The sequence below is a fragment of the Arenibacter troitsensis genome (assembly GCF_900177645.1).
GTDB lineage: Bacteria > Bacteroidota > Bacteroidia > Flavobacteriales > Flavobacteriaceae > Arenibacter > Arenibacter troitsensis.
In genome coordinates this window covers 554531-579937 of the sequence record NZ_FXAO01000003.1, presented here as the reverse complement: position 1 = coordinate 579937, position 25407 = coordinate 554531, and the positions used below count along the sequence as shown (strand labels likewise).

General features: G+C 39.0%; 25 protein-coding genes and 1 rRNA gene. 9 read left to right on the top strand and 17 right to left on the bottom strand.

All coding sequences use genetic code 11. From position 1 onward, the window contains the following. Window positions 1–220: 220 nt before the first annotated feature. Window positions 221–332 (top strand): 5S ribosomal RNA (gene rrf / locus B9Y87_RS09630). Between the two features lie 1496 nt (window positions 333–1828). Here the strand turns inward: rrf and B9Y87_RS09620 are convergent. The 7 genes from B9Y87_RS09620 to trmD form a co-directional block, all read right to left on the bottom strand. Further along, entirely contained in the window at window positions 1829–2350 is a 522-nt protein-coding gene (locus B9Y87_RS09620; RefSeq protein ID WP_085498451.1) for a 5' nucleotidase, NT5C type, read from the bottom strand. 199 nt (window positions 2351–2549) lie between these two features. Continuing rightward, a complete protein-coding gene (locus tag B9Y87_RS09615) occupies window positions 2550–2786 on the bottom strand; it encodes a DUF6095 family protein (protein WP_085498504.1) in 237 nt (78 codons plus the stop codon). 35 nt (window positions 2787–2821) lie between these two features. After that, a complete protein-coding gene (locus B9Y87_RS09610; protein ID WP_085498449.1) occupies window positions 2822–3640 on the bottom strand; it encodes a DUF4249 family protein in 819 nt (272 codons plus the stop codon). A 4-nt stretch (window positions 3641–3644) separates the two neighbouring features. Next, a complete protein-coding gene (locus B9Y87_RS09605) occupies window positions 3645–6020 on the bottom strand; it encodes a TonB-dependent receptor (RefSeq protein WP_085498447.1) in 2376 nt (791 codons plus the stop codon). A 124-nt stretch (window positions 6021–6144) separates the two neighbouring features. Next, the gene (locus B9Y87_RS09600) at window positions 6145–8364 is read right to left on the bottom strand and encodes an NADP-dependent isocitrate dehydrogenase (RefSeq protein WP_085498445.1); all 2220 of its coding nucleotides are present in this window, start codon (window positions 8362–8364) and stop codon (window positions 6145–6147) included. 687 nt (window positions 8365–9051) lie between these two features. Continuing rightward, entirely contained in the window at window positions 9052–9402 is a 351-nt protein-coding gene (rplS, locus tag B9Y87_RS09595) for a 50S ribosomal protein L19 (RefSeq protein ID WP_031444555.1), read from the bottom strand. A 242-nt stretch (window positions 9403–9644) separates the two neighbouring features. Further along, window positions 9645–10322 carry a tRNA (guanosine(37)-N1)-methyltransferase TrmD gene (gene trmD / locus B9Y87_RS09590; protein ID WP_085498443.1) on the bottom strand — a complete coding sequence of 226 codons (678 nt, stop codon included), beginning with the start codon at window positions 10320–10322 and terminating at the stop codon, window positions 9645–9647. Between trmD and B9Y87_RS22300 the strand changes: the two genes are divergently transcribed. Then, on the top strand, window positions 10321–10452 hold the full coding sequence (locus B9Y87_RS22300; protein ID WP_262483176.1) for a hypothetical protein: 132 nt from the start codon (window positions 10321–10323) through the stop codon (window positions 10450–10452). The two genes, trmD and B9Y87_RS22300, sit on opposite strands and share 2 nt — an antisense overlap. A 52-nt stretch (window positions 10453–10504) precedes the next feature. On the opposite strand, the gene B9Y87_RS09585 is transcribed toward B9Y87_RS22300, so the two are convergent. From B9Y87_RS09585 to B9Y87_RS09575, 3 genes are all read right to left on the bottom strand, one after another. Continuing rightward, on the bottom strand, window positions 10505–11125 hold the full coding sequence (locus tag B9Y87_RS09585; protein WP_085498441.1) for a tRNA (guanine-N1)-methyltransferase: 621 nt from the start codon (window positions 11123–11125) through the stop codon (window positions 10505–10507). A 141-nt stretch (window positions 11126–11266) separates the two neighbouring features. Further along, window positions 11267–12715 carry a glyceraldehyde-3-phosphate dehydrogenase gene (locus B9Y87_RS09580; RefSeq protein ID WP_085498439.1) on the bottom strand — a complete coding sequence of 483 codons (1449 nt, stop codon included), beginning with the start codon at window positions 12713–12715 and terminating at the stop codon, window positions 11267–11269. A gap of 119 nt (window positions 12716–12834) precedes the next feature. Further along, the gene (locus B9Y87_RS09575) at window positions 12835–14229 is read right to left on the bottom strand and encodes a S1C family serine protease (protein ID WP_085498437.1); all 1395 of its coding nucleotides are present in this window, start codon (window positions 14227–14229) and stop codon (window positions 12835–12837) included. A gap of 126 nt (window positions 14230–14355) precedes the next feature. On the opposite strand from B9Y87_RS09575, the gene dapF reads away from it, so the two are divergent. The 4 genes from dapF to B9Y87_RS09555 all read left to right on the top strand — a co-directional run bounded on the left by dapF (window position 14356) and on the right by B9Y87_RS09555 (window position 17480). After that, complete coding sequence (dapF, locus tag B9Y87_RS09570) at window positions 14356–15138, top strand: diaminopimelate epimerase (RefSeq protein ID WP_085498435.1); 783 nt, start codon at window positions 14356–14358, stop codon at window positions 15136–15138. Then, window positions 15125–15649 (top strand): GNAT family N-acetyltransferase, encoded by a 525-nt coding sequence (locus B9Y87_RS09565; RefSeq protein WP_085498433.1) that lies wholly within the window; start codon window positions 15125–15127, stop codon window positions 15647–15649. The genes dapF and B9Y87_RS09565 overlap by 14 nt, the downstream gene beginning before the upstream one ends. Next, complete coding sequence (mltG, locus tag B9Y87_RS09560; protein ID WP_085498431.1) at window positions 15649–16692, top strand: endolytic transglycosylase MltG; 1044 nt, start codon at window positions 15649–15651, stop codon at window positions 16690–16692. Before B9Y87_RS09565 ends, mltG begins: the two co-directional genes overlap by 1 nt. Window positions 16693–16850: 158 nt before the next feature. Beyond that, window positions 16851–17480, top strand: a complete 630-nt coding sequence (locus tag B9Y87_RS09555; protein ID WP_085498429.1) for a hypothetical protein — start codon at window positions 16851–16853, stop codon at window positions 17478–17480. 52 nt (window positions 17481–17532) lie between these two features. Here the strand turns inward: B9Y87_RS09555 and B9Y87_RS09550 are convergent, their stop codons facing one another. Genes B9Y87_RS09550 through dnaA form a run of 3 tightly spaced genes read right to left on the bottom strand, consistent with a single transcriptional unit; the run spans window position 17533 to window position 20162 of the window. After that, entirely contained in the window at window positions 17533–18255 is a 723-nt protein-coding gene (locus B9Y87_RS09550; RefSeq protein ID WP_085498427.1) for an SAM-dependent methyltransferase, read from the bottom strand. A gap of 10 nt (window positions 18256–18265) precedes the next feature. Further along, entirely contained in the window at window positions 18266–18724 is a 459-nt protein-coding gene (locus tag B9Y87_RS09545) for a low molecular weight protein-tyrosine-phosphatase (RefSeq protein ID WP_085498425.1), read from the bottom strand. A 13-nt stretch (window positions 18725–18737) separates the two neighbouring features. Then, window positions 18738–20162: a chromosomal replication initiator protein DnaA gene (gene dnaA, locus B9Y87_RS09540; protein WP_072864817.1), complete on the bottom strand. Its 1425-nt coding sequence runs from the start codon at window positions 20160–20162 to the stop codon at window positions 18738–18740. 198 nt (window positions 20163–20360) lie between these two features. On the opposite strand from dnaA, the gene B9Y87_RS09535 reads away from it, so the two are divergent. Continuing rightward, window positions 20361–20759, top strand: a complete 399-nt coding sequence (locus B9Y87_RS09535; RefSeq protein ID WP_085498422.1) for an acyl-CoA thioesterase — start codon at window positions 20361–20363, stop codon at window positions 20757–20759. On the opposite strand, the gene B9Y87_RS09530 is transcribed toward B9Y87_RS09535, so the two are convergent. The 4 genes from B9Y87_RS09530 to ribD are packed head-to-tail and all read right to left on the bottom strand — an operon-like array spanning window position 20748 to window position 23878. After that, on the bottom strand, window positions 20748–21359 hold the full coding sequence (locus B9Y87_RS09530; protein WP_085498420.1) for an IMPACT family protein: 612 nt from the start codon (window positions 21357–21359) through the stop codon (window positions 20748–20750). The two genes, B9Y87_RS09535 and B9Y87_RS09530, sit on opposite strands and share 12 nt — an antisense overlap. A 9-nt stretch (window positions 21360–21368) precedes the next feature. After that, entirely contained in the window at window positions 21369–22232 is an 864-nt protein-coding gene (locus B9Y87_RS09525) for a DMT family transporter (protein WP_085498418.1), read from the bottom strand. A 1-nt stretch (window position 22233) separates the two neighbouring features. Beyond that, entirely contained in the window at window positions 22234–22836 is a 603-nt protein-coding gene (locus tag B9Y87_RS09520) for an HAD family hydrolase (protein ID WP_085498416.1), read from the bottom strand. Further along, entirely contained in the window at window positions 22829–23878 is a 1050-nt protein-coding gene (gene ribD / locus B9Y87_RS09515) for a bifunctional diaminohydroxyphosphoribosylaminopyrimidine deaminase/5-amino-6-(5-phosphoribosylamino)uracil reductase RibD (RefSeq protein ID WP_085498502.1), read from the bottom strand. Before ribD ends, B9Y87_RS09520 begins: the two co-directional genes overlap by 8 nt. A 42-nt stretch (window positions 23879–23920) precedes the next feature. On the opposite strand from ribD, the gene B9Y87_RS09510 reads away from it, so the two are divergent. Together B9Y87_RS09510 and prmC are read left to right on the top strand one after the other, a co-directional pair. Further along, window positions 23921–24406, top strand: a complete 486-nt coding sequence (locus B9Y87_RS09510) for a GNAT family N-acetyltransferase (protein ID WP_085498414.1) — start codon at window positions 23921–23923, stop codon at window positions 24404–24406. A 68-nt stretch (window positions 24407–24474) separates the two neighbouring features. After that, window positions 24475–25347 (top strand): peptide chain release factor N(5)-glutamine methyltransferase, encoded by an 873-nt coding sequence (prmC, locus tag B9Y87_RS09505; RefSeq protein ID WP_085498412.1) that lies wholly within the window; start codon window positions 24475–24477, stop codon window positions 25345–25347. Window positions 25348–25407 lie beyond the last annotated feature (60 nt).

Here is a 25407-nt window from a genome sequence, read left to right as displayed (position 1 = left end):
ACGCGACAAACCTTTTTTTAAATACGCGTTTCCTGTAGATTACCTTACCCAAGTGCGACCGCAACGGCCGCCCTGTCCCATTATTATGTCATGCTTCGGCTACGCTCAGCATCCGCTGTCGGGTACCGGACATTAAAGTATAGAAGTTTTTAGGTGGCCCGCCCTGCAATGCAGTTCGGGCGGACCATGGCCCTGGGGCCATGGAAAAACATCGACGATTTTAGGTGGCCATGGCGACGGGGCCCACCCCTTACCATTCCGAACAGGGAAGTTAAGCCCGTCTGCGCCGATGGTACTGCTACACCAAGTGGGAGAGTAGGCCGCCGCCTTTTTTTGAAGTCCCTCCATCTTACGATGGGGGGACTTTTTTTTGTGCCATATCCAACACAGGCCACGCCGATGGCATTATTATTTTACACATCAAAAGATTGGTACACTGTTGCATCGATTCATTGTTACATTTCCAAATCGGCCCATCTTCAACTCATCAGATCCATTAATTTCCAAATCCATCAATTGATATATTGCTACATTGATTGATTGTTCATTTCCTACATTTTCAAATCATCAAATTGTCGGGTCAAGAACAATAGTTGTGTTTATGTAAAAATTAGGATTAATAGGATCACTCATGTTTTTTGAACAATAGTTTTAATTAATAGGAGCAATCTAGAAAAACCAACGATTAAATAATTCTTTCATTTTACTCAATTGGTTGTTATTGTTTTTTATCGGATTTCGTGAATCTTCGATTTCTTTGCTTTCCAATGAAACCGACGTAGGAGGTTCATGAATACCTTATTATAAAATAGAAAGGCCATGAATAAAACGAAACAAACCCGCCTTGCCGTCGGGCAGGAGAAAAGACCCTTCTTCGCTAGGTGGCCCCTAAAATCTTAGGATTTTAAGGACCGATGCCATGGCCTAAATTATTTCCAAGGCTTCAATAATTCTTAACGGCCATGCCATCTCCACTACGGAAGAAGAACTGCCGAACCATAGACCTTGAGGACAATGCCCAAAGGTATTAAATAACGGAAAATGACTTATCCCCACATGACGGTCGACGGAACGAAAGGACCGGCCTATTTTCAATTTCGTCTTAAATCGAGTGGTTTTCACACTGGTCGTGGGAAGCCGTCCATAGAGCATTTCACCTTAGTGAAAGCGGCCTGGGCGGCGCGGCTGTGGAAATTGCGTGGATTTAAAGAAATTTAAAATCAGCCTAGCGTTTTTTGGTTCGTTTTTTGGGCGATGCAAAAAATGAACAGAACACTAACTTGAGCTGGTCAGGCATATCTTTTTGTAATTCACACACAACTTTTGGGATTGATCCGGACAAAGAGTGATCGACAGTACTACGGAGATGGATTTATGGAATACTACAGTTACGCAGATAAAAGTATTATTTCTGTTCTGTGTGGAGAAAACGCTGAATTGAATTTTTCCCAACTCTTTGACGAAGAAAAACACTCACGAAAAGAATCGATAGCTGGACGGATAATAATGTATGAAAACGTTTCTACGGAGAGGAAAGCAGAATTTGATAAGGCTTTCGACAAAATGATGGAATAAAAGCCAGTGCCTAACAATGGTATTCACTGAACAGATTTATTACTTCTCAAAATAATGGCTTTCATCAACGCTTTTTAAGGCGCTTAATTTTTTTGGCCCCCAAGATTCATAATTATTTAAAAAACCTACAAAGTAAGTATTTACGCCTTATTATATTATTAATCATTCCATTTCCAAATCGCCTAATAGATACATTAGGCAATCGGTACATTGGGTAATTGCTACATTGCCTTTATCTCGGACACTTTAAAATTTATAGCAGTAAATTCCCTACTTCCAACCAATTGTCGGCACGTTCGTATCCCGTGGTATGAATGTTATGAGGGGAGGTAAATAATATTTTTCTTCCCTGGAAATGCTCCAGATTGTAACTTCGATCATCAATTAAAATATCTCCATTTAAAATATGCTTGCTTCCACAGAGGATTCTATTTCTCCAATGGATAAAAGGAAAATGCTCATCCAACCAATCGCTTTTTTCCCTTAACGAATTGGGATATTCCATGGCCGCGGAGGCTACATATAGATCGTATTTTTTGGATAGTTCCTTCAATACTTTTTGACTGTCCTTTATGGGTTCAAGAGCGCGAAAGAAGCCGTCTGTTCTGGCATGGTTCCTTACGCTGTATTGGCGTTCCACAGGAACACTTTGCCAAACCTCTCGTCCCATACAGTCCATTTCCGTTAGGTTTTCATTAAATTCGGCATTGTACAGTGTTATATGCGCATTAAACGCATCGGCAAACACCTCGTCCATATCTACAAATAAGGTCATTTAATTAAATTTTAAATACGAAAATAACCATTTTTCCAATCAGGACCAGTTCAATTTTATTTGGAAGATGATTTGGGAACAGAAAGATTAAATTGAACTAATTTTTATGTGAGGTGTCGGAGTTTTTCAAGTAGATACAAAATATCGGGGTCTGACTTTATGTAGGAGGCTTGGTTTAGGTGATAACCAAAGGTGAAATTTAGTCTTGCTTGTTGTCCTTGTTGAACAATGCATCCATAATCAATTTAATACTATAAAAGCCCATAGTAATGGCTGCAATGGCTAGAATAAGACCTACAATCAAGACTGGCCAATAAAGTGGGTGGGCTTGATTTTTAAAGGCTTGGTATATTACTACCGGGGCAGTAAACATAAGGGCAATGGTATAAGCTATGTATTTTAATCCTTTTAATAATAGTGCTTTATTTGTTCTCATAGTTTTCATCTTGGGGATGGTCTTAATAATATAGATTATTTTTTTATCAAAAGGGTATCCGAATAAGCTTGGCATATGGCAAAATAGCCTAAGGCAAAATTATCTTTTTCCGCGGTACCGGTGACATTTATAATATTTCCCCTAACCGTTGTGGCGGGGGTGCTAAAAGGACCGTTATCCGCTCCACTTTGTTGAATCAATTGGTTCATATAATTAAAAAAGTCCTGATCTATACCTAAAATACTAATGGTAACCAATCTTTCATCTTCCAAATTACTGTCGTAAAAAAATGAAAACTGAAATCGCTTTCCCTGATAAAATTCATCTTCACTAACCAAATACTCCCCAAAATCAAAATCGAATAAATAGTAATCTTCCCTGTCCCCATCATCTGTGAAAGTAATAATTACTTCTGTTTCATCATCTCCAAACAAGGTAGTGGTTCCCTGTTCCAGGGAATCCAAGGGAACTGTAGGCACAAATTTGGTTTTGGCCAAATAGGATTGGCCATCATATTCAACCTTGAGTTCCAATTCTCCTTGGGTCAATTCTTCCAAATCCCATTCATTTTCATAAACGCCGGTATCGGGAACGGATTCTACCAAGGTTAAAATAGCTCCCGATTCCTTGTTTGTGAGGGTGATTTCCTGTAGTTGGGCGGGCATTACCTCTTCAAAGAATGAACTTGTTAAACTGGCCTTTATTTGGACCAATACGGATGGGTTGTCCATATCCTCCAATCGGATCAAGGCATCGATAACCAATCTGGGTTCTTCAGTAGGAAGGTCTACCTCAATTACGTCCTGACAGCCAAAAGTTATAAGACACGAGATTAAAATTATAATATACTTCATTTCTTTAAAATTTGATGTTATAGGTGGCGGCGGGTACTAATCCAAAAATTGAGGTCCGGACTGCTTCGTTCACGCCCGTGTCCCCATTTCGACTAAAACCGATAGAGGCGGCATTTCTTCTATTGTACAGGTTATAAAGGCTAAAAACCCATTCCGCTTTTAGTTTTCTACCCTTATTTTTTCGGGGGGTAAGTGTAGCGGAAAAATCAATTCTGTGATAAGCTGGCAGTCGCTCTTTGTTTCTAAGTCCGTAATAGGGCACTGCTAAATTTTGGAATTCGAATTGGCCAATGGGATAATTGGTAGGTTGACCTGTTTGGAATACAAAATTGCTGTTAAAGCTCCACTTTTCGTTCAATTCATAATTTACATAAAGGGATACGTCATGGGTTTTGTCGTAGGGAGTGTTGTACCAACTTCCTGAATTGATGCCTGTTTCCGAGGCATTTCTTCCAGGGGTCCTCTGTTCCGATTTGGATAAGGTGTAGGCCAACCATCCTTGAAATCTATCCCGGTTTTTTCTAAGAAGCAGCTCCAACCCATAAGCCCTTGCTTCTCCATTCAGGATTACCTGCTCTATAGCATCATTGGCAATCAAATTGGCCCCGTCTATATAATCAATTCTGTTTTGGATATCCTTATAAAAAACTTCGGTTTCCAAGGAATAGTCTCCGTCATTCAGATTTTTAAAATATCCTACAGCATATTGATCCAATAGTTGTGGTTTTATAAAGGGACCACTTGGGGTCCAAACATCTAGAGGGGTAGGGGAACTCGTATTTGAAATTAAGTGGAGATATTGGGCCAACCTAGTGTAACTGGCTTTTATTGAATTATTGGCGTCTAGGGAATAGGCTAGTGCTATACGCGGTTCCAAATTTGTAAAGGTTGCAAGTTGTTCCCTGCGTTCGGGATAGATTACATCTATTGGGTCGGCCTCCTTGTATATCTGTAGAACGGGATCAAAGCTTACCGGATTGTCATTTTCATATACATTTAATTCATCCTGTCCCAAGCGTATGAAATTGCTAAGACGTAACCCATATTGTAAACTCAATTTTTCCGTAATGTTCTGTTCAATATCCACATAAACCGCAAATTCGTTGGCGTATTTTTGGATCAACTGATTTTCGATTATTCCCGATTCCGAATCACTAGGTTCTATCTTGCCCGGGTTAAACCGATAATAAATGTTGTTAATGCCATAGTTTACTTGAAAATTATTGCTCAAATAGTGCTTGAAATCGTATTTCAGATTAAAGTTTTGAATTCCTGAATTCCATTTAAATCCTACAAAATCCAATTTTAAGCCATAATAATAGTCGGAATATATCAAGGATAAATTGGAGAATAATTTGTCCGAAAACAAATGGTTCCATCGGAAATTAAGAACCGCATTGCCATAGGTGTTCACGAAACTTTCACTTATGGAAAAAACATCCCGTCCAAAGTAGCCGGAGAAAAAAATGTTATTGCTTTCATTTAATTTAAAGTTTAACTTGGTATTTAGGTCATAGAAATAGGCTGTGTTGTCTATGTCGAAAAGCGGTAGGAACAAATGTGCATAGGATGCCCTGCCACCAATTAGGAAAGCTGCTTTGTCCCTTATTATTGGTCCCTCGGCTAAAAGCCTGCTGGCAACGGCACCAATGCCACCGTTAACCTTTAATTCTTTGCTATTTCCTTCTTTCTGAAATATTTCCAGAACAGAGGAAACCCTGCCTCCGTAACGCGAGGGTATACCTCCTTTGAATAATTTAACATCCTTTATGGCATCTGGGTTAAAAACGGAGAAGAAACCAAATAGGTGGGAGGAGTTAAAAATGGTGGCCTCGTCCAGGAGAATAAGGTTTTGGTCTACCGCACCTCCCCGTACGTTGAAGCCTGATGCCCCTTCGCCAGCGTTACTTACTCCAGGTAAAAGAAGTATGGATTTAATAATATCTGCTTCGCCCAGAATTACCGGTATTTTTTTTATGGTTTCTGCAGAAAGTGAATTAACGCTCATTTGAGGTTTTCGGATATTTAATTTTTCAATATCCTCCGTAACCACTACTTCCTGTAATTGCTCGGCGTCTTCAAGCAATTGAAAGTTAATTTTTTGATCGTAGGACAGATCAATAGTTTGGATAATATCTTGGTAGCCCAGAGAGCTTATATGCAGCTCGTAGCTTCCCTTTGGTAACGTAATGGAATAGAAACCGTATTCATTGGTAATAACACCTGTACTTAAGGCTGGAACAGCAACAGTAACACCTATAAGTGTCTCGTTACTGGCTATTTCTGTTATTGTACCGCTCAGGGTAAACCGTTCCTGAGAAAATAGATTAGTGGAAAATAGTATCAGTATATAAAACGGCAAACTTGTAATTTTTCCCATTTAAAGCATTTTTTACCTAAATGTATCGATATTTTCCTTGAGGAAAAAAAAGTTTGCGATCTCTTAAAGCAAAATGACCTTTTCATAAGTTGAAAAGGTCATTTTAAATATGAAAGAAATTCGTTTAAATGGATTCCAAAATGGAATTGAAGGCAGTACTGGGCCTCATGGCCTTGCTTATAAGATCTGCATCTGGCAAATAATAACCTCCAATATTCACAGGGGAACCTTGAGCATCGTTCAACTGCTTTAATATTTCATCCTTACTTTTAGAAAGCTTTTCGGCAATAGGTGTAAAAATTGTTTTCAGTTCCTGGTCCTTATTCTGTTCAGCCAACGCATTGGCCCAATATAGGGCTAGGTAAAAATGGCTTCCTCTATTGTCCAGTTCACCAACTTTTCTTGAAGGGGAATTGTCGTTTTCCAAAAATTGTTCCGTAGCCTTGTCCAAAGCATCTGCAAGGACTGTAGCTTGACTGTTGTTATTTTTTTCACCGAAGAATTCCAAAGATACTCCGAGGGCCAAAAATTCTCCCAAAGAGTCCCATCTAAGGTGGCCTTCAGACAAGAACTGTTCCACGTGTTTGGGGGCCGAACCACCTGCACCTGTTTCAAAAAGGCCGCCACCGTTCATAAGTGGTACAATGGATAACATCTTTGCACTGGTACCTACTTCCAAAATTGGGAAAAGATCCGTTAGGTAATCTCTCAGCACATTACCGGATACAGATATGGTATCCTTACCTTCTTTAAGTCTTTGTAACGTAAATACAGTAGCTTTTTTTGGAGACATTATCCTTATGTCCAAACCTGTAGTATCATGGTGTGCCAAGTAAGTATTTACTTTTTTGATCAATTCCATATCATGGGCCCTGTTCTCATCCAGCCAAAATATGGCAGGGATATCGGTAGCCCTTGCTCTGGATACGGCCAGTTTAACCCAGTCTTGGATAGGTGCATCCTTAGCTTGGCACATTCTCCAAATATCACCTTCCTCTACATTGTGCTCAATTAGAACATCACCAGAATTGATGTCCACTACGGAAACCTTACCATTGGCCTTTATTTCAAAGGTTTTGTCATGGGAACCGTATTCCTCTGCTTTTTGGGCCATTAATCCTATATTGGGTACTGTCCCCATGGTTGTTGGGTCAAAGGCACCATGCTCTTTACAAAAGTTAATAGTCTCGGTATAAATTCCGGCATAGCTACTATCTGGGATTACTGCTTTGGTATCTTGGGCCTTTCCATTGGCGTCCCACATTTTACCGGAATTACGAATCATGGCCGGCATAGAGGCATCAATAATGATATCACTTGGTACATGTAAGTTGGTGATTCCTTTATCGGAATTTACCATGGCTAGGGCGGGACCTTGATTGATAGTGTTCTCGATATCGGATTCTATTTGCTTTCTTTCGGAATCGGGAAGACTTTTTATTTTTTTAAGTAAAATTTCTAGCCCATCATTGGCATTGATATCAATTTCCTTAAAAGTAGCGCTGTGCTTTTTAAATACATCGGCAAAGAATACTTTTACTACGTGACCAAAAATAACAGGGTCCGATACCTTCATCATCGTAGCTTTCAAATGCACGGAAAACAAAACACCCTGTTCTTTGGCGTCTTTTACCTGTTCCTGAAGGAATTTTATCAGTGCATTTTTGTTAAGAACAGTGGCATCTATTATTTCTCCCTCCTGAAGTTTAATACTTTCTTTAAGTAAAGACTTGGTACCATCTCTTTGTGTAAGTTCTATTCTTACAGCGGTAGGTGCTTTCAGGGTAATGGATTTCTCGTTCGATTTAAAATCGCCTTGAGTCATGGTAGCTACATGTGTTTTGGAATCTGGACTCCATGCACCCATGGAATGGGGATGCTTTTTTGCATAATTTTTAACAGCCCTGGGCGCTCTACGGTCCGAATTTCCTTCGCGTAAAACTGGATTCACTGCACTTCCCTTAATTTTGTCATACCTAGACTTAACATCTTTCTCAACATCGTTTTTTGGGTTGTCCGGATAGTTCGGAATGTTATATCCCTTACTTTGTAATTCCGCTATAGCTTCGTTTAATTGCGGAACGGAAGCACTAATATTCGGAAGTTTTATAATGTTGGTTTCGGGCATTTTGGCCAAATTTCCCAATTCTACCAAATCGTCTGAAATCTGCTGTTCCTTATTTAAATAATCTGGAAATACAGCAATAATCCTACCCGCCAGGGAAATATCCTTAAGTTGGACATCAATTCCGGCTGTTTTTGTAAATGCCTTAATAATAGGTAGAAATGATTGTGTTGCTAATGCAGGGGCCTCGTCTGTTTTGGTATATAAAATTTTTGGCATTATAATTTTGTTTTTTAAGTTTAAGCGGAGCAAATATACAATTTTAAAAATGCCAAATAAACAGGGAAGCGCTATAATATTGACTAAATCTGCACTAGGAAAGTAGAGGGGGTAAAATTCTATATGTTGAAGTTGATATTATATAAAAAATAAAAGCCATATCATTGTATAACTACCTTGATATGGCTTTCTAGAAATAGTTTACAAACTTGTTGTTTTGTTTTTTACAAAACGGCAACCATTGATTGCATTTGCGTCGCTATTTCAACGTTTGAAACATTTTACCCTTAATTCTGCAACCAAGTGATAAAGCTGTTTCTCCTCAATGTTTAAATATTTGGTATTTTTGATGTACAACCTAGATGTTACATCAATAATATCACAATACTCACAAAACTATCAACTTACAGAAGCAAGTCAAATAGCTAGAATGCAATCTATAATGCAAAACATTATAGAAGGACAAATAACAATGAGATAAAGAACGTAAACTCTATGTGACATTCATTAATCCGCCTAACGAATTACCAGCCACATTTTAAAATTAGGGAAATTTTATGTAATAAACAAATTTTGTAACAATTTTATTATCAACATATTATGAACTATTGTTTTGAACAAATGTTTATAAATGAAAAAGCATCCCTACCACGGTAGGGATGCTTTTTTATATATTCCAAAAGCTTATTAAGAGCGGACCTCTTTAATTCTAGCTTTTTTACCGGTAAGACCTCTAAAGTAGAAAATACGTGATCTTCTAACCTTACCTTTTTTATTGACTTCTATCTTTTGCAGTGCTGGCATATTTATTGGAAAAATACGCTCAACACCTACAGTACCAGACATTTTACGGATAGTAAATGTTTCGGTAGCTCCAGTTCCCCTTCTTTGAATAACAACACCTTTAAAGAACTGTGTTCTTGTTTTTTCACCTTCCTTAATTTCATAGTACACAGTAATAGTGTCCCCAGCTGAAAAGTTTGGAAAATCTTTTTTAGGAATAAATTCGTTTTCTACAAATTTTAATAACTCTTCCATCGTTTTTTATTATGATTTACTTAAACCAACTTTCACGATTATCGTCAGAGGTTGATATAATGGAGTGCAAAATTAATCTAATATTTATAACTTACAAGTGATTAAGCGTTTTTTATCATTAAAATTCTTCAGAAAAACCGTCTTAATATATTTTATTCCTTTAAGTGAAACCAATGGTAATCAAACATTTCCCGTTCCCCAATTTCGTGCCTAGGCAGGCCAAAGATACATAGGTTCCAAACTCAGTCATTAAGTAGGTCCGGGCGAAGCTGCTCCGTTCTTTTGTACGCTTCGTCCTCCCTCCATGTTTCTATTTCCGGAAAATTCCCGCTCAATAGAATATCCGGTACTTTATGGCCCTTATATTCGGCTGGTCTGGTATATACAGGCGGAGCTAGTAAATTATCCTGAAAGGTGTCGGTAAGCGCCGAGGTTTCATTGTTCAATACTCCCGGTATTAATCTAATGACCGTATCACATAGCACGGCAGCTCCCAATTCGCCCCCGGAAAGGACATAGTCGCCTATAGATATCTCCTTGGTAACAAATAGGTCCCTTACGCGCTGGTCCACACCCTTGTAGTGGCCACAAAGTATAATTACATTATTCAATAAAGACAAGCTATTGGCCATTTTCTGATTCAAAGTTTTTCCGTCAGGGGTCATATAGATGACCTCATCATACTCCCTTTGACTTTTTAAGGTTGAAATACATTTGTCAATGGGCTCTATCATCAGGACCATTCCTGCGCCGCCCCCAAACTGATAATCATCTACTTGATTGTAACTTTTGTCCGTATAATCCCTTAAATTGTGCAAATGCACTTCAACAACCCCTTTATCTATAGCTCGTTTTAAAATGGAAGCTTCAAAGGGACTTTTAAGTATTTCTGGAACTACGGTAATTATATCTATTCGCATGGGAAAATCGGTAACAGTTAATGCCTTTTATAGGGCGGGCTCAAAAGTAGTAAAAATAGACACAATCCTTGGAGCTATTTTGTTTGGATTGATTGCCATTGCCTACGGGACTAAAGGAAAAAGCTCCTAAAATAGGAGCTTTTTAAATTTCATTCGGAAAAATCCAAACGTTTAACGTAAGATCATTTGGATTTTTTATGCTTGTTGATCTCGTCCTGAAGCTGTCTACTAATTTTTTGCTCCCTTTCCAATGCCCTTCTTCTATGATCCTCATATTCGGTTTCCACTTCTGCAAGCGTGGATTTGGCTTCCTGGGTAAGAATATTGCTATTTCTGAATTTATAGATGAAAAATAATAAAAACAGTAAAAGCACCGCTATAATGGTCCAAAGAATAAAATTGTAGGTGCTTTTGGCCACCAGAATACCTAGGAAAGACATGCTATCCTTCTCTTCGGTTACTTGGGTAAGGTTGTTGGTAGTCTCTTCCAGTTTTTTGTTCAGCGATTCAATCGTTGCAACATGTCCTGCAATGGTGCCATTGAGCTCATTCACTTTTTTGTTGAATGCATTGATAGAATCCAACACATTTTGCCTGAGTTTTCCCAAGTTAAACTCCTTTACCACTTCATATCTTACCCCGTCGGCCCTGTAATTGCCTGATTTTTGGGAGATATATTCGAATTGGGAACTAATGGGCCCCTGGTCCAAGGAAAGTTTATCGTCCTCCTCGGATTCCTGTGCAAAGTGTAGGTTAAATGACAATAGAGCCATTACGATAAAGAGTAATTTCGAAATTTTCATTTATGTAATTCTTATTGTTAATAATGATTTAGAGAGGGCTAAAATACTTTAATAATCCCAATTATTAAAAAAAGGATACCAAGCGTCTTAACTAAATAGAATAACCCACAATTTAGTATATTATTATATATTGATAAAATTTTAATAATAGGTGTACCTGCGAACCTTGGCAATGTATTTGGCAAGGCGGATTACTTGGTGGGAATAGCCAAATTCATTATCGTACCAAATATATAGTACTAGATTCTTTCCATCCTCCGATACAATGGTTGCAGTACTGTCATAAATGGCAGGTGCAGAAGTCCCAACAATGTCTGTTGAAACCAATTCATTGCTTAAGGAATACTTTATTTGTTCCACCAAATCGCCTTCCAGGGCATATTTCTTAATTATGGTGTTCAATGCCGCTTTTGAAGTCTTGCTGTTGATCTCCAAATTCAATATCGCTAAAGATCCATTGGGCACCGGTACCCTAATGGCATTGGATGTCAATTTGCCCATTAGTTGCGGAAGGGCCTTGGCCACTGCTTTTCCTGCGCCGGTTTCCGTTATGACCATATTTAGGGCTGCCGCCCTGCCACGTCTGTATTTCCCGTGCATATTGTCAACCAAATTTTGATCATTGGTATAGGCGTGGATGGTTTCTATATGTCCTTTTTTTATTCCTAAAGAATCATCCACCACTTTCAGGATAGGGGTTATTGCGTTTGTAGTACAAGAGGCGGCAGAAAATATATTGTTGGTGTCCGGATCAAATTCCATATGGTTAACCCCATGGACTATATTGGGAATCTCTTTGCCTGGAGCTGTCAACAGTACCTGGCTGCTACCTGTGGATTTTAAGTGTCTACTTAAGGCTTCTTTGTCCCTGAAGGCCCCTGTGTTGTCTATTATCAGTGCATTGGCAATTCCGTATTGGGTGTAATCAATGTCTTCAGGATTATCGGCCTCTATTATATGTACAGTTGTTCCATTAATGTACATAGCTTTGTTCTTAAAGTCTATGTCCACAGTTCCCATAAATTGTCCATGCACCGAATCTGTTCGCAATAAATTGGCTCTCTTTTCCAAAGTTTCCGGTGTAAGTGTACCTCGGGTAACTATCGCCCTTAGCCTCAACTGATTTCCTTTGCCGGTTTTGGCCATTAATTCCCTGGCCAATAATCTACCAATTCGACCAAAACCATATAATACCACATCTTTGGGTGTTATCCCGTTTCTGGAATTGGCACTTTTTAGCTTGTCCAGGGCAAAGGCTTTTACATTGCTATAATTATTCTCATCCGAATGATATTCATAGGTAAGTTTGCCTATATCCAATTTTGAAGGAGGTAGCTGTATATCATTGATAGTTCGCAATATTTCGACCGAATCGAATATGGATATTGGCTTTTGAACAAATTCGCAGGCATATTCATGTAGGTTTATAATGTCGCTCACGTTTTTGTCTATGACCTGGTTTTTAAAAAGAACAATTTCTATGGACTTGTCGTACCATAAATCACTTGCAATTTTAATGAACTCGGTGGTAGCTTTCCTTCTGTCTGCTTGAAAGGCCAATTCCTTTTCGTAAAGTTTAATAGCGCTCATAGGTTGATCTTGATTTGTTGGATTTTGGGTAAAAGTATATATTTCAAACGTTTTCGTAAAAATTTATGGTATAAAAAAAGCGCTCCCTTCAGAGCGCTTTTTATTTTGTGCATGGGTTTTTATTGTATTATCAGCCGTTCTTTTTCACCTTTTTTATTCAACATGGTAATACTTGCCCTATCGTACCTAGAAATTCTACCGAACTTGGTTTTGGCATCCTGGATATTGTTGATTTCTTCATCACCAAAGGAAAGCAAAACTTTGCCTTCAAATCCATAATTTCTATAGGTTTCGGGCACTCCTATAATTTTAACCCCTTTTTTAGTCTTAAAGGCTTTCTTCTCATCCTCAGTCAGGTTTTTAACTTCAAAGCCCAAAACAGGAATAATGATTGTTTGCCGTTCTTTAAGCATGACCGGAAATTCCATTCTCTCATCACCGCGCAACACTGTAACCAAAAGCTCGTCGCCGGGTCTTTTGGAAGCTATATAGCCTATTAGATCTGAAAATTTGTGAATTTCAACATTGTCTATGTTCTTAATAATGTCTCCTTCTTTTAAATCTGCGTCATAGGCACCTGAATCCTCTTCAACGCCAGCTATATAGACCCCGTCAATTTCATTGATGCCATTTTCAACGGCATACGGACTGTTCATAGGAACCGTATTGATACCTAAAATTCCCTTCTGGACGTTTCCGTATTCCATTATGTCCTCCACTACTTTTTTTGCAATGTTACTGGGCACCGCAAAGGAGTACCCTACATAGGAACCTGTTTGAGAGGTAATGGCCGTGTTGATGCCAATAAGGTCGCCATTGGTATTTACCAACGCTCCACCACTGTTCCCAGGGTTTACGGCCGCATCGGTCTGAATAAATGACTGATCCAAACTGGCCAATGCCCTAGCCTTGGCGCTAACGATTCCGGCCGTAACCGTAGATGTTAAATTAAAAGGGTTCCCTACCGCCAAAACCCATTCACCCACCTTGGTGTTGTCCGAGTCCCCAAAAGCTAGATAAGGCAATTGCCTGTCCACATCTATTTTAATCAGGGCAATATCGGAATTAGGGTCGGTGCCGATCAATTCGGCATCGTAGGTTTTATTATTATTTAGAGTAACCTGCAGTTGATCGGCATTGGCAATTACGTGGTTATTGGTAACAATATAACCGTCCTGAGAGATAATTACTCCCGAACCAGTACCTACCTGAGGTGTTTGACTTCCGCCATATCCGTAGAAAAATTCCATTATATTGGACGGGCCCTTACTGGTGGCTACATTTTTAACGTGTACCACTGCATTTACGGTGTTCTTTGCCGCCATAGTAAAATCTACTTCGTTAATGCCTGCACCCTTGGCCGAAGTTGGGGTATAGCTAGTTGAAATCAACTGAGCCCCGTTGTCTTCCTGTATTACTGCATAATTTGGTTTCTCTAAAAAAAGTTTGTAAGCACCTAAAGTAATAGCACCTGCAAAAACAGAGACCAATAATAAACTTCCAAATTTCTTCATAAAAACATTTTTTTAATTTGCTCAAGTAAAATTAACACAATTCTATAGCAATTATTTGGCTTTAACGAGTTTTTAACTGATAATAAAACCTTAATAAAATTATATATTTGCTATATAAATTACAATATGCTACTGAATTTTTTTAAATACCAAGGAACTGGAAACGACTTTGTCATGATTGATAATCGCAAGGAGTTCTTTCCTAAGGAAAACGTTGGGCTGGTCTCTTTTTTATGCGATAGAAGATTTGGCATTGGTGCCGATGGACTCATTTTATTGGAAAATGACGAGGACACGGATTTTAAAATGGTCTATTATAATTCGGACGGCAGGCAGGGTACCATGTGCGGCAATGGAGGCAGATGTATTGTGGCCTTTGCCCATTATTTGGGGGTTGTTGACCAAAACACATCATTTATGGCGGTAGATGGACTACATAATGCAACAATAGCAAACGGTATCGTTAGTTTGGAGATGCAGAATGTTGGGGAAATAAAGGAAAAGTCCAATTCCTTGTTTCTCAATACTGGTTCCCCACACCATGTTCAGTTGGTTGACGGACTTAAGGATTTTGATGTCCGCAAGGAAGGTGCCAAGCTTCGCTATGGTTTGTACGGTGAAAAGGGAAGCAATATCAACTTTGTGGATCAGACTGCGGAAGATACCTTTAACGTAAGAACTTATGAGAGGGGAGTGGAAGATGAAACATTTTCCTGTGGCACAGGAGTTACCGCCGTTGCCTTGGCCATGTACCATTCGGGCAAGACAAACAGGGATTTAGTTAAGATTGTTACCCCTGGTGGTAATCTTCAAGTGAAGTTTAGGAGCAATGCAAATGGCTACGATCAAATATGGCTGACAGGTCCTGCTAAACTCGTTTTTAAAGGGGAGATAAATGTGGAGTCTTAAAGGGGAGCAGATTTACCTGAGGGCCATGGAGCCCAAGGATTTGGATTTTCTATATGATTTGGAGAATAATCCCGAGATTTGGGAAATAAGTGGCACCACTTCACCCTATTCCAAACACGTGTTACAACTTTACCTGGAAAATGCCCATAAGGATATTTATGAGGTAAAGCAGTTGAGATTGTGTATTTGCAATCTAAAAGGTATGGTGTTGGGTTTAATAGATCTATTTGATTTTGACCCAAAAAATTTGAGAGTGGGAATGGGAATTGTTGTAAATCAGAAGATAAATAGAAATAAAGGGGTTGGCACTGAAGCCGTAGAGATACTCACCAGTTATGCCTTTTCGGTATTGGGAATGAGACAAGTTTATGCAAATGTTTTGGAAGAAAACGCTCCTAGCATACATTTGTTCTCAAAATTGGGGTTTGAAAAAGTTGGAATAAAAAAGGATTGGATTTACTCCAATGGAGCTTTTAAAAATGAAATCTTGTTTCAAAAGATGAACGGCTAATGTATATAAAGAAAATTTTACTGGTTATCGTTATTGCTGGAATGTTGGTGGGTGGTGCATTCGCTTATATGGTCTATAGGGCCTTCTTTGTACCCAACACGCAATTTAACAACGAAGTGGCCTATGTATTTATTCCGTCAAATTCGGATTTCGAAGAAGTTAAGGCAATTATGGAGCCGCTTTTGAAGGATCTGAATACGTTTGAATCTGCGGCAGATAAAAAGGGCTATAGCGCCAATGTAAAAGCAGGGAAATATGCCATAAAAAAGGGGATGGGCAATAACGATATTGTCAATTCGCTAAGAAGTGGCAATATTCCCGTAAAAGTTGCTTTTAACAATCAGGAGAGCCTATCGGATCTAGCGGGTAGAATTTCCTTTCAGATCGAGGCGGATAGTACGGCTTTATTGAGTGTCTTTAAAGAGTCTGAATTTCTGAAAGCCAACGGGTTTAACGATAAAACGGCACTTTCAATGTATATTCCCAACAGTTATGAGTTTTTCTGGAATACTTCGGCAGAGGGTTTTAGGGAAAGGATGTTAAAGGAATACAAGAGGTTTTGGAACGATGAACGCATTGCGAAATCGAAATCCCTGGGCTTAAACCCCTCGCAGGTGATTACCTTGGCATCCATTGTGCATAAGGAGACGGCAAAAGTAGATGAGCGTCCCAGGGTGGCAGGGGTGTATCTAAACCGATTGTCCAAGGGCATGTTGCTCCAGGCCGATCCAACAGTGATTTATGCCGTTAAATTACATACAGGTAATTTTGATACCATAATAAAAAGAGTGTTATATAAGGATTTGGAATTGGATTCGCCCTATAACACCTATAAGTATGCAGGTTTGCCTCCAGGACCAATTGCTATGCCCGATATTTCGGCCATAGACGCTGTTTTAAATCCCGAAAAGCACGATTATTATTACTTTGTAGCCAATGTGGAAGATTTTGGTTATCACAAGTTTGCAAAGACTTTGGCGCAGCATAACCGCAATAAAGAACAGTACATCCGATGGATAAACAGTCAAAAGATAAACCGCTGAACCAATGAACCTTAATTCTGTGTCATTTATCCAATAATCACAACATTTTGTACAAAGTTGCGTTAAAATTGGTCTGTTTTTAAAAATCGGGCATATCTTTGTAAAGTGAAATTTAAGCAAACCCCTTTTTTGGTTGTAAGTCTTAAGAAAACAAATATATGAGAAAGTGGACAAGTTATTTGTTCCCCGTTATCATGATTTTTATTCTTATGAGTTATGGGTTTAAACCAGCTAAAATGGTGATTCCCGAGGCTTTTAGAGTAAATGGACCTACCGAAGTTTTGTTTCCCAAACACAGAACTACCTTAAAATCAACTATGGCTGCGCCACCCTTTTTAGGAACATCCTATAACGGGTTTAAAGAGGCTTTGGCCTTTAAGGAATCTCAAGGAAATTATTTTACGACCAATGCCTTAGGTTATCTAGGAAAGTATCAATTTGGTATAGGAACCCTAGAGCTGCTCGGTGTTTACAACGCCACCTTATTTCTTAACGATCCAGTGTTGCAGGAAAGGGTATTTCATACCAATCTTTCCAGAAACAAATGGATTCTTAGAAGGGATATAAAAAGATTTGTTGGTATGGTCATTAATGGCCAGGAGATTACGGAATCGGGAATACTGGCGGCTGCACATTTGGCAGGAGCGGGGAACGTAAAAAAGTATCTAAGGTCTTATGGGGAGTTAAATGTGGACGATGACTTTGGGTCATCTGTTTCTTACTACATCAAAAAATTCTCCGGATATGATATTTCCCATGTAACCCCTAAAAAGAATCCTAGAATTTAAAGAATTTGTAATTATGAAAATGGAAGGGCCCTAACATCTTGTTAGGGTTTTTTTATGCGTGAATTATAAAAATAGTGGGTCTTTTATGAAGATCAACAGAAGTTCTTAGCCAATCCATTGCTTTTTTGGTTGCGATGAATTCTGAGGGCAAAGTTATGTCGCAGGCAACGCAAACCAAGGTATGTGGAGAAAGTGTTTTTAATAATTCGTCCAATAATTTATTATTTCTATAGGGGGTTTCAATAAAAATCTGTGATTGATCAAAATCCCTGGATAGTTTTTCAAACCTCTTGATACTTTTTTTTCTATCCCCGGCTTCAATGGGCAAATAGCCGTTAAAGGCAAAACTCTGACCGTTTAGTCCACTGGCCATTAAAGCCAATAGAATAGAGGAGGGGCCTACCAGTGGCACTACCTGTATTCCTTTTTGATGGGCAATGGCCACAATATCAGCTCCGGGATCTGCAATTCCAGGGCAACCCGCTTCCGATATAATGCCTACATTAAAACCTTCAAAACAAGGGTCCAAAAATGTGGGAAGAATTTCTGGTTCCGTAAACTTATTGAGTACGTTGATGTGTAAACTTGGCTGCGATTTTTTAGAACTTATCTTTTTTATAAAGTGTCGAGCCGTCTTTTCATTTTCAACTATGTAATGATCAATTTGTTCAATGGTCCTTTTGATGGATATTGGCAGTACCTCCAAGGGCTCGTTATCGCCCAAGGTTGTTGGGATTAAAACTAATTTTCCAATATTGCCCATAGTTTGGTCCATAGGGATTAGATTAATTGTGAATAATGTCCTGCGCAATCAAATCGCATGCAGAATCAATTAAATGAAAAACTTCTTCAAATCCATCCTCACCACCATAATAGGGGTCCGGAATTTCTTTATTGGTCAAGTTTGATCTATGAAGTAATAAATTGACTTTGGCAATCTCGTATTCGTTTTTGGCCAACGCAATTATGTTTCTGTAATTACTTTTGTCCATAGCATAAATCAGATCGAATTCCTCAAAATCCTTGGCAGAGAATTGCCTGCATCGTTGCTGGCTAATGTCGATTCCATATTTTTTGGCTATGGATATAGATCTGCTATCGGGTTTTTTTCCAATATGATAACTGGCGGTACCCGCAGAATCGACAAGGAATGAGTTATTATCCAATTTGTTTTTAAGAATACCCTCGGCCAAAGGTGACCTGCATATATTCCCCAAACAGACCATAAGGACTTTGGTTCTCATGGCAACGAAGGTGTTAAGAGAACTTCTTTGTTAAGTCATCTATGTATTTGCGGAACTGCTTGTCGGTCTCTGCAAGGTTGTCCACGGTCTTACAGGCATGCAGCACTGTAGCGTGGTCTCTTTTTCCTATTTGGGAGCCAATACTTGCCAATGAGGCTTTGGTGAACTTTTTGGCAAAGAACATTGCCAATTGTCTGGCCTGTACAATATGTCTTTTTCTTGTTTTTGATTGAAGCGTGGCCACATCCATTTCAAAATAGTCGGAAACAACCTTTTGAATGTAATCTATGGATACCTCCCTCTTGGTATTTTTCACGAATTTCTCTACTACCAATTGGGCCAATTCCAAAGTCACTTCTTTTTTGTTGAAGGAAGATTGGGCAATCAAGGAAATGATAGCTCCTTCCAATTCCCTGATATTGGTTTTTATGTGCTTGGCCACATAGTCTATAATATCGTCGGGCATTTCCACCCCATCACGATACAGTTTGTTTTTTAAAATAGATATCCTGGTCTCGTAGTCGGGTGTTTGCAGCTCGGCAGATAAACCCCACTTAAATCGAGAAAGCAAACGCTGTTCTATATCCTGCATATCCACAGGGGCCTTGTCCGAGGTTAGGATAACCTGTTTGCCGTTTTGGTGCAAATGATTGAAAATATGGAAGAACACGTCCTGTGTGCCGGATTTTCCCGATAAAAATTGCACGTCATCTATAATAAGCACATCGATCAACTGATAGAAATGAATAAAATCGTTTCTGGTGTTTTTCTTGACCGATTCAATATATTGTTGGGTAAATTTTTCAGCAGAAATGTATAATACCGTCCTTTCTGGATATTTGTCCTTGATTTCCACACCTATGGCATGGGCCAAATGAGTTTTTCCCAAACCTACCCCGCCAAAAACCAATAATGGATTAAATGAGGTTCCTCCAGGTTTGTTGGCAACTGCCATACCGGCCGATCTTGCCAATCTGTTGGAATCGCCTTCCAAGAAATTGTCGAAATTATAACTCGGGTTTAATTGGGATTCAATCTTAATATTTCTAATGCCTGGAATTACAAATGGATTTTTTAATTCCGGATTTTTGGATTTTATGGCCACGTCCAATTCCTGTGGCTCAACATTGGATCTGTTGGCGCTGGGTATTTTTTCTGTAAATGGTTCACGATTGCCATAGGTGTTTTCCATTTTTATGATGTACACCAATTTAGCGGTCTCACCCAATTCTTTGGTGAGAGCTACTTTTAATAATTTAACATAGTGTTCTTCCAGCCATTCATAAAAAAATTTACTGGGAACCTGAATACTCAAGGCGTTATCGGAAAGCTTTACAGGTTTAATTGGCTCGAACCAAGTTTTGAATGCCTGCGGTTGGATATTGTCTTTTATAAAGCCCAAACAATGGTTCCATACGGACGTTGCAGTAACACTCATTTTTAATGTTTTCTTTTTTTGGTTAGTGTAAATTTCGGATGATATTCACCTAGGTTAAATGGGACTATCAAGTGGGCAAATATGTGAACAAATATTCTAAAAAAAAAATCCAAAGAGGTTGAATTTTCCTTTTTTTTTTCTCATGTTGTACCACATTATTTTCACACTTTTAAATATAAAGGTTTTACACGGAATAACATGGATTTTAATGAATTTTCTTTTAGGGTAAGGTATGGCGAAACGGATCAAATGGGCGTGGTTTATCACGGGAATTACGCGCAATATCTGGAGATGGGTCGGGTTGAATGGTTAAGGTCTATGGGCATTTCCTACAAAAAGATGGAGGAAAACGGAATAATGTTGCCTGTAATTTCTTTAAATATTTTATTCAAGAAATCGGCAGTGTACGACGATCTTTTAACGGTTAGAACTTATATCCGTAAGCGGCCTATGGTGAGAATAGAATTTGACTATGAGATTCGCAACGAGGCCAAAGAATTGTTAATAGAGGCCAACACGGTTCTGGCATTTATGGATATGAAATCCAATAAGCCTATAAAATGTCCAGATTATATCCTCGACAACTTAGACGTCTAGTTTTTTTATTTTTACTGGATACATGGCAGCAAAAATATTTTCGGTCAGTATGGCTTCATTTTTTCTAACCGATATTTCCAGGGTGCAGTCCATTTCCATTTTCTGGTCAATAATTTCTATTTGATGTTGCTTTAGAATGCGCATTACCTTGTCCATCTCGGAATAATCAAAATGAAGCAAGTATCGCTGCTGTAAAGTTTTTTCTATTATCCCGGCCGAATCAAGTGCCATTTGCGCCGCTGTCCTATAAGCGGATATGAGGCCGCCGACCCCTAGTTTTGTGCCGCCAAAGATTCGGGCTACGGCCACTAGGACATTGGTTACTCCAAAAGATTGTATTTGGCCGTATATGGGCATTCCGGCCGAATTATTGGGTTCGCCATCGTCATTGGTCCTGTAGATAATATCCTCTATTCCCAATTGCCAGGCATAGCAAACATGGTTGGCAGTGTGGTGTTGTTTTTTAAGCGCTTCAATAATGGGTTTTACCTCATCCTCATGCTGTATTGGGTAAGCGTACCCAAAAAACTTGCTTTTGCGTTCTTTGAACAAAATTTCATCCGAAGGTGCTTTTAAGGTTTTATAAACGTCCAACTCCATATTAAGCTATTAAAATAAAGCCACTAGTAAAATGCTGATTATGGCCAGTGAAATGCCCAACCAATTTTTGGCGCTGATGCGCTCCTTGAACAGAACAACGCCCAATAGGGTAGAAAACATAACTATGGCTACATTGTTAATGGTGAATACAGAAGAACTGTTAAGGTTCTCCTGCTGTAATGCGCGCAATAGGTAAAATATTGAAAAATAATTCAGAATGCCCAACGTAATTCCGCCAAGGGCAGTCAATATATTGGGTAATGACCGTTTTTTAAAGGATTTAATTGCAATAAATAGTAATCCTGTAGTTGCGGCCGAACCAAAAACCACCGCAGAAAATAAAGGAAACTCCTCCTTGGGAACCAAGGTCTCCTCCAGATATTTAATACTTGTATCTATTATGCCGGAACCAATAAAAACCAGGGCGGGAAGTATAATGCTATTCTTTTTGAGAGGGACATCCTTTTCTTTAATAGAGGCAAAATAGACGGCAGCTAGGGCCAATAGTATTCCTATGGATTTCAAAGCCCCCAGTTCTTCCTTATAAACCAGCAGACCAAAAATAACCGGTATTACCAAGGACATTTTTGTGGCTACGGACGCCACCGAAACCCCACTTTTTTGCGAGGTAGCTGCCATAAGATTAAAGACAAGGATGAACAATATTCCCAAAGCCAAAGTTCCTAGAAACCATGGTTTTTCCGGAATTTCCAATAGATCAATTTTTCTGTCGTAAAAATACATTCCCACAGAAGAAGCAACCAGATAGTTGATGATGATGGCGTAAAGGGTTTGAATCCTATAGGTATCATACAATTTAAAAACCACAAAAATTAGGCTGGAAAACAGAATACTTAGCGCAAGGTCCAACATGCTAAAGTCTGTCGTTTAAATTAACCACATCTTCCTTACCTACCATTAGATTCCAAGTTTTCATACCCAGTTCATTGGCCGCATCCGTATTTTCTTTGGTGTCATCTATAAAAAGGGTATCCTGGGGGTTTAATTTATTTTGTTCCAGAACAAATTGAAATATTTCGTGGTTGGGTTTTCTTAATTGGATTTCATGGGATAAATAAAACTGTTCGAACGAACTTTTAAATCGTTCAAAACTTTCTGTGCCCATAATCTTGATAACATGTGGAATATGCAGGGCATTGGTATTGCTTAAAAGGAATAGCCTGTACCTATTCTCCTTGACCAAGTTTTCTAAAAAATTTAGCCGATATTCTGGAAAATCGAGCAACATGGAATTCCAAACATCTGTGATAGCCTGGGGGCTAAGGTGGGGAAAATCTGGTTGCAGTCTTTCCACAAATTCCTGCGGACTAATTTTGCCAACTTCGAAGTCTTCATTAATGCTATGGTATTTGGGCAAAAAATCTTGGATGCCGTTATCCTGCAGAGCTTTAAAAACTACCTGTTTGTCCAGATTGATGAATATGTCCCCAAAATCGAAAATAATGTTTTTAATCATGCTTTAGGAGTGTTAGTATGTCCGATTCTATGCGTGTTTCACTTTGAAGAAAACCACGGATTCTTGGGGATTCCAAGCCTTCGCCAAATTTATTTTTACCCTTAAAGATTCTAGCTTCGTCCCATAATTCGGAATCTATAAAGCTTTGTAATGTTTTGGACCCTCCTTCAATGATGACACTTATAATTTCATGCTTGTGTAAAACGGCGCAAATTTGTCCGGCCAAATTGCTTTCAAAATCAATAAGCTCATAAAAAATTCCCTGAGGCGGATTTTGAGGTCTATCGGCGGTTATGATGATGGTCTTTACGCTACCATCCATTACATGGTGTTTTTTGCCTATTTTTAACTCCCTGTCCAAAACTATTCTAATTGGATTCTTTCCTTTCCAATGACGAACGTTTAATTTGGGATTATCTGCCAATACGGTATTGGTCCCTACCAAAATGGCCTGTTCCTGACTGCGCCATTGGTGGACCAGCTGTTGGGAGTATGGATTGCTAATCCAATAAGGCTGGGGATTGTTATTTCTTTTTTGATGGCTTGGGGCTAGGAAACCGTCCGCTGTTTCGGCCCATTTCAAAATAATATAGGGCCTGTTTTTGGTATGGGAGGTTATGAACCGCTTATGGTGTTCCAAGCATTCTTTTTCCAGGACACCAACGGTGACATTGCAGCCAGCAACTTTTAATTTTTCAATGCCCTTTCCGGCAACTTTTTCATGCGGGTCCAAAAGCCCGACAACAATATTTGGAATCTGATGTTTAACAATCAGGTCCGCACATGGCGGGGTTTTACCATAATGGGAACATGGTTCCAGGGTAACGTATAGGGTAGCTTTACTTAAAAGCGACTTGTCCTTTACGGAATTTATGGCATTTACCTCGGCATGGGAACCGCCATAGGGACTGGTATAACCCTCTCCTATAATTTTGTCTCCATGCACAATAACACTGCCCACCATGGGATTGGGAAAGGTGGTCCCAAGGCCATTTTTGGCGAGCTGTATACATCTTGAAATATATTTTTCATGTATCTTCACTTCGCAAAAATAGAACAATATAAGTAGATTATTGGTAATCATATGTTAGTCACTACCATAAGGGAAATTCAGCCTCAAGACAATGATAAGGTTGCCAGGGTAATAAGAAAGGTTTTGGAGGATCTTGGGGTTCCTAAAGTGGGCACTGCCTATGCTGATAAAGCCTTGGATCAAATGTTTGAAAACTATGACCAGCCCCGGGCCGTTTATTTTGTGGCGGAAGAAAATGGTAGGATTATTGGCTGTGCAGGAATCGCCCAGTTGGAGAATTATAATGGCAATGTTTGCGAATTGCAGAAAATGTATTTCTTGGAAGAGGCTAGGGGCAGGGGATTGGGAGTTAAAATGATAAATCTATGTTTGGATAGGGCTATCGAATATGGTTATGAACACTGTTATTTGGAGACCATGCCCTTTATGAGGGATGCCCAAAAATTATATTTAAAGACCGGGTTTCATTATATCAAGGAGCCAATGGGAGATACCGGTCATTATTCATGTCCGGTGTGGATGCTAAAAAGGTTATAGATGAGGTTTCAATCATTTCTAAGCGTTTTTAGGTACATGGTGGTTGCAATGTTTATCACAATTTTGGAATGTTATTAAAAGAGATTAAAAACATATATCATTTAGAACTGGATCCGCTGTTTCCAAAGGAAGAGGTGGATAGTTTTTTTTATTTGGTAATAGACCATTATTTGGGCTTGGAGAGATTTGTTCTTGCCATGCAACCTAATTTTGTTGTGTCCAAGGATAATGAGGAACCCTTGTTTTATGCTTTGAGCCAATTAAAGCAAGAACGTCCTATTCAATATATTCTAGGGAAGGCCCATTTTTGCGATCTAGAATTTGGGGTAGATGAAAACGTATTGATACCTAGGCCCGAAACTGAGGAACTGGTTTATTGGATTTTAAATGAGGTTCAACAAGGGATTAGGCAGGAAGGGTTAAAAATACTGGATATTGGCACAGGAAGCGGTTGTATTGCCATATCCCTGGCCAAAAACTTGCCCAATGCCAAGGTGTATGCCCTGGATATTTCCAAAAAAGCATTGCAGATTGCACAGCAGAACGCTGTGGACAATGAGGTTGACATTGTCTTTTTGGAAGCGGATATTTTGTCCATGGAGGGCTATAAGGACAAATTTGATGTAATAGTATCCAATCCTCCCTACGTAAGGGAATTGGAAAAAAAGGAAATGAAAAATAATGTCTTGGAGCACGAACCTGGTTTGGCTCTTTTTGTTTCCGATGGGGATCCTTTAATTTTCTACACAAAAATAACACTTTTTGCCTTAAACCACCTTAAGGCAAGTGGGATGCTGTTTTTTGAGATAAATCAATATCTTGGCGAAGAAATGAAACAACTGCTCGAAGCCGGAAATTTTTCCGAAATTGAACTCAGAAAAGATATGTTTGGAAATGATAGAATGTTAAAAGCAGTACTCAATCCCAATGGACTAAGTTAAAATATTGGTCATGGTCCTGGACCCTAAAGGCATAAGGAAATAAAATGGATATAGATACTA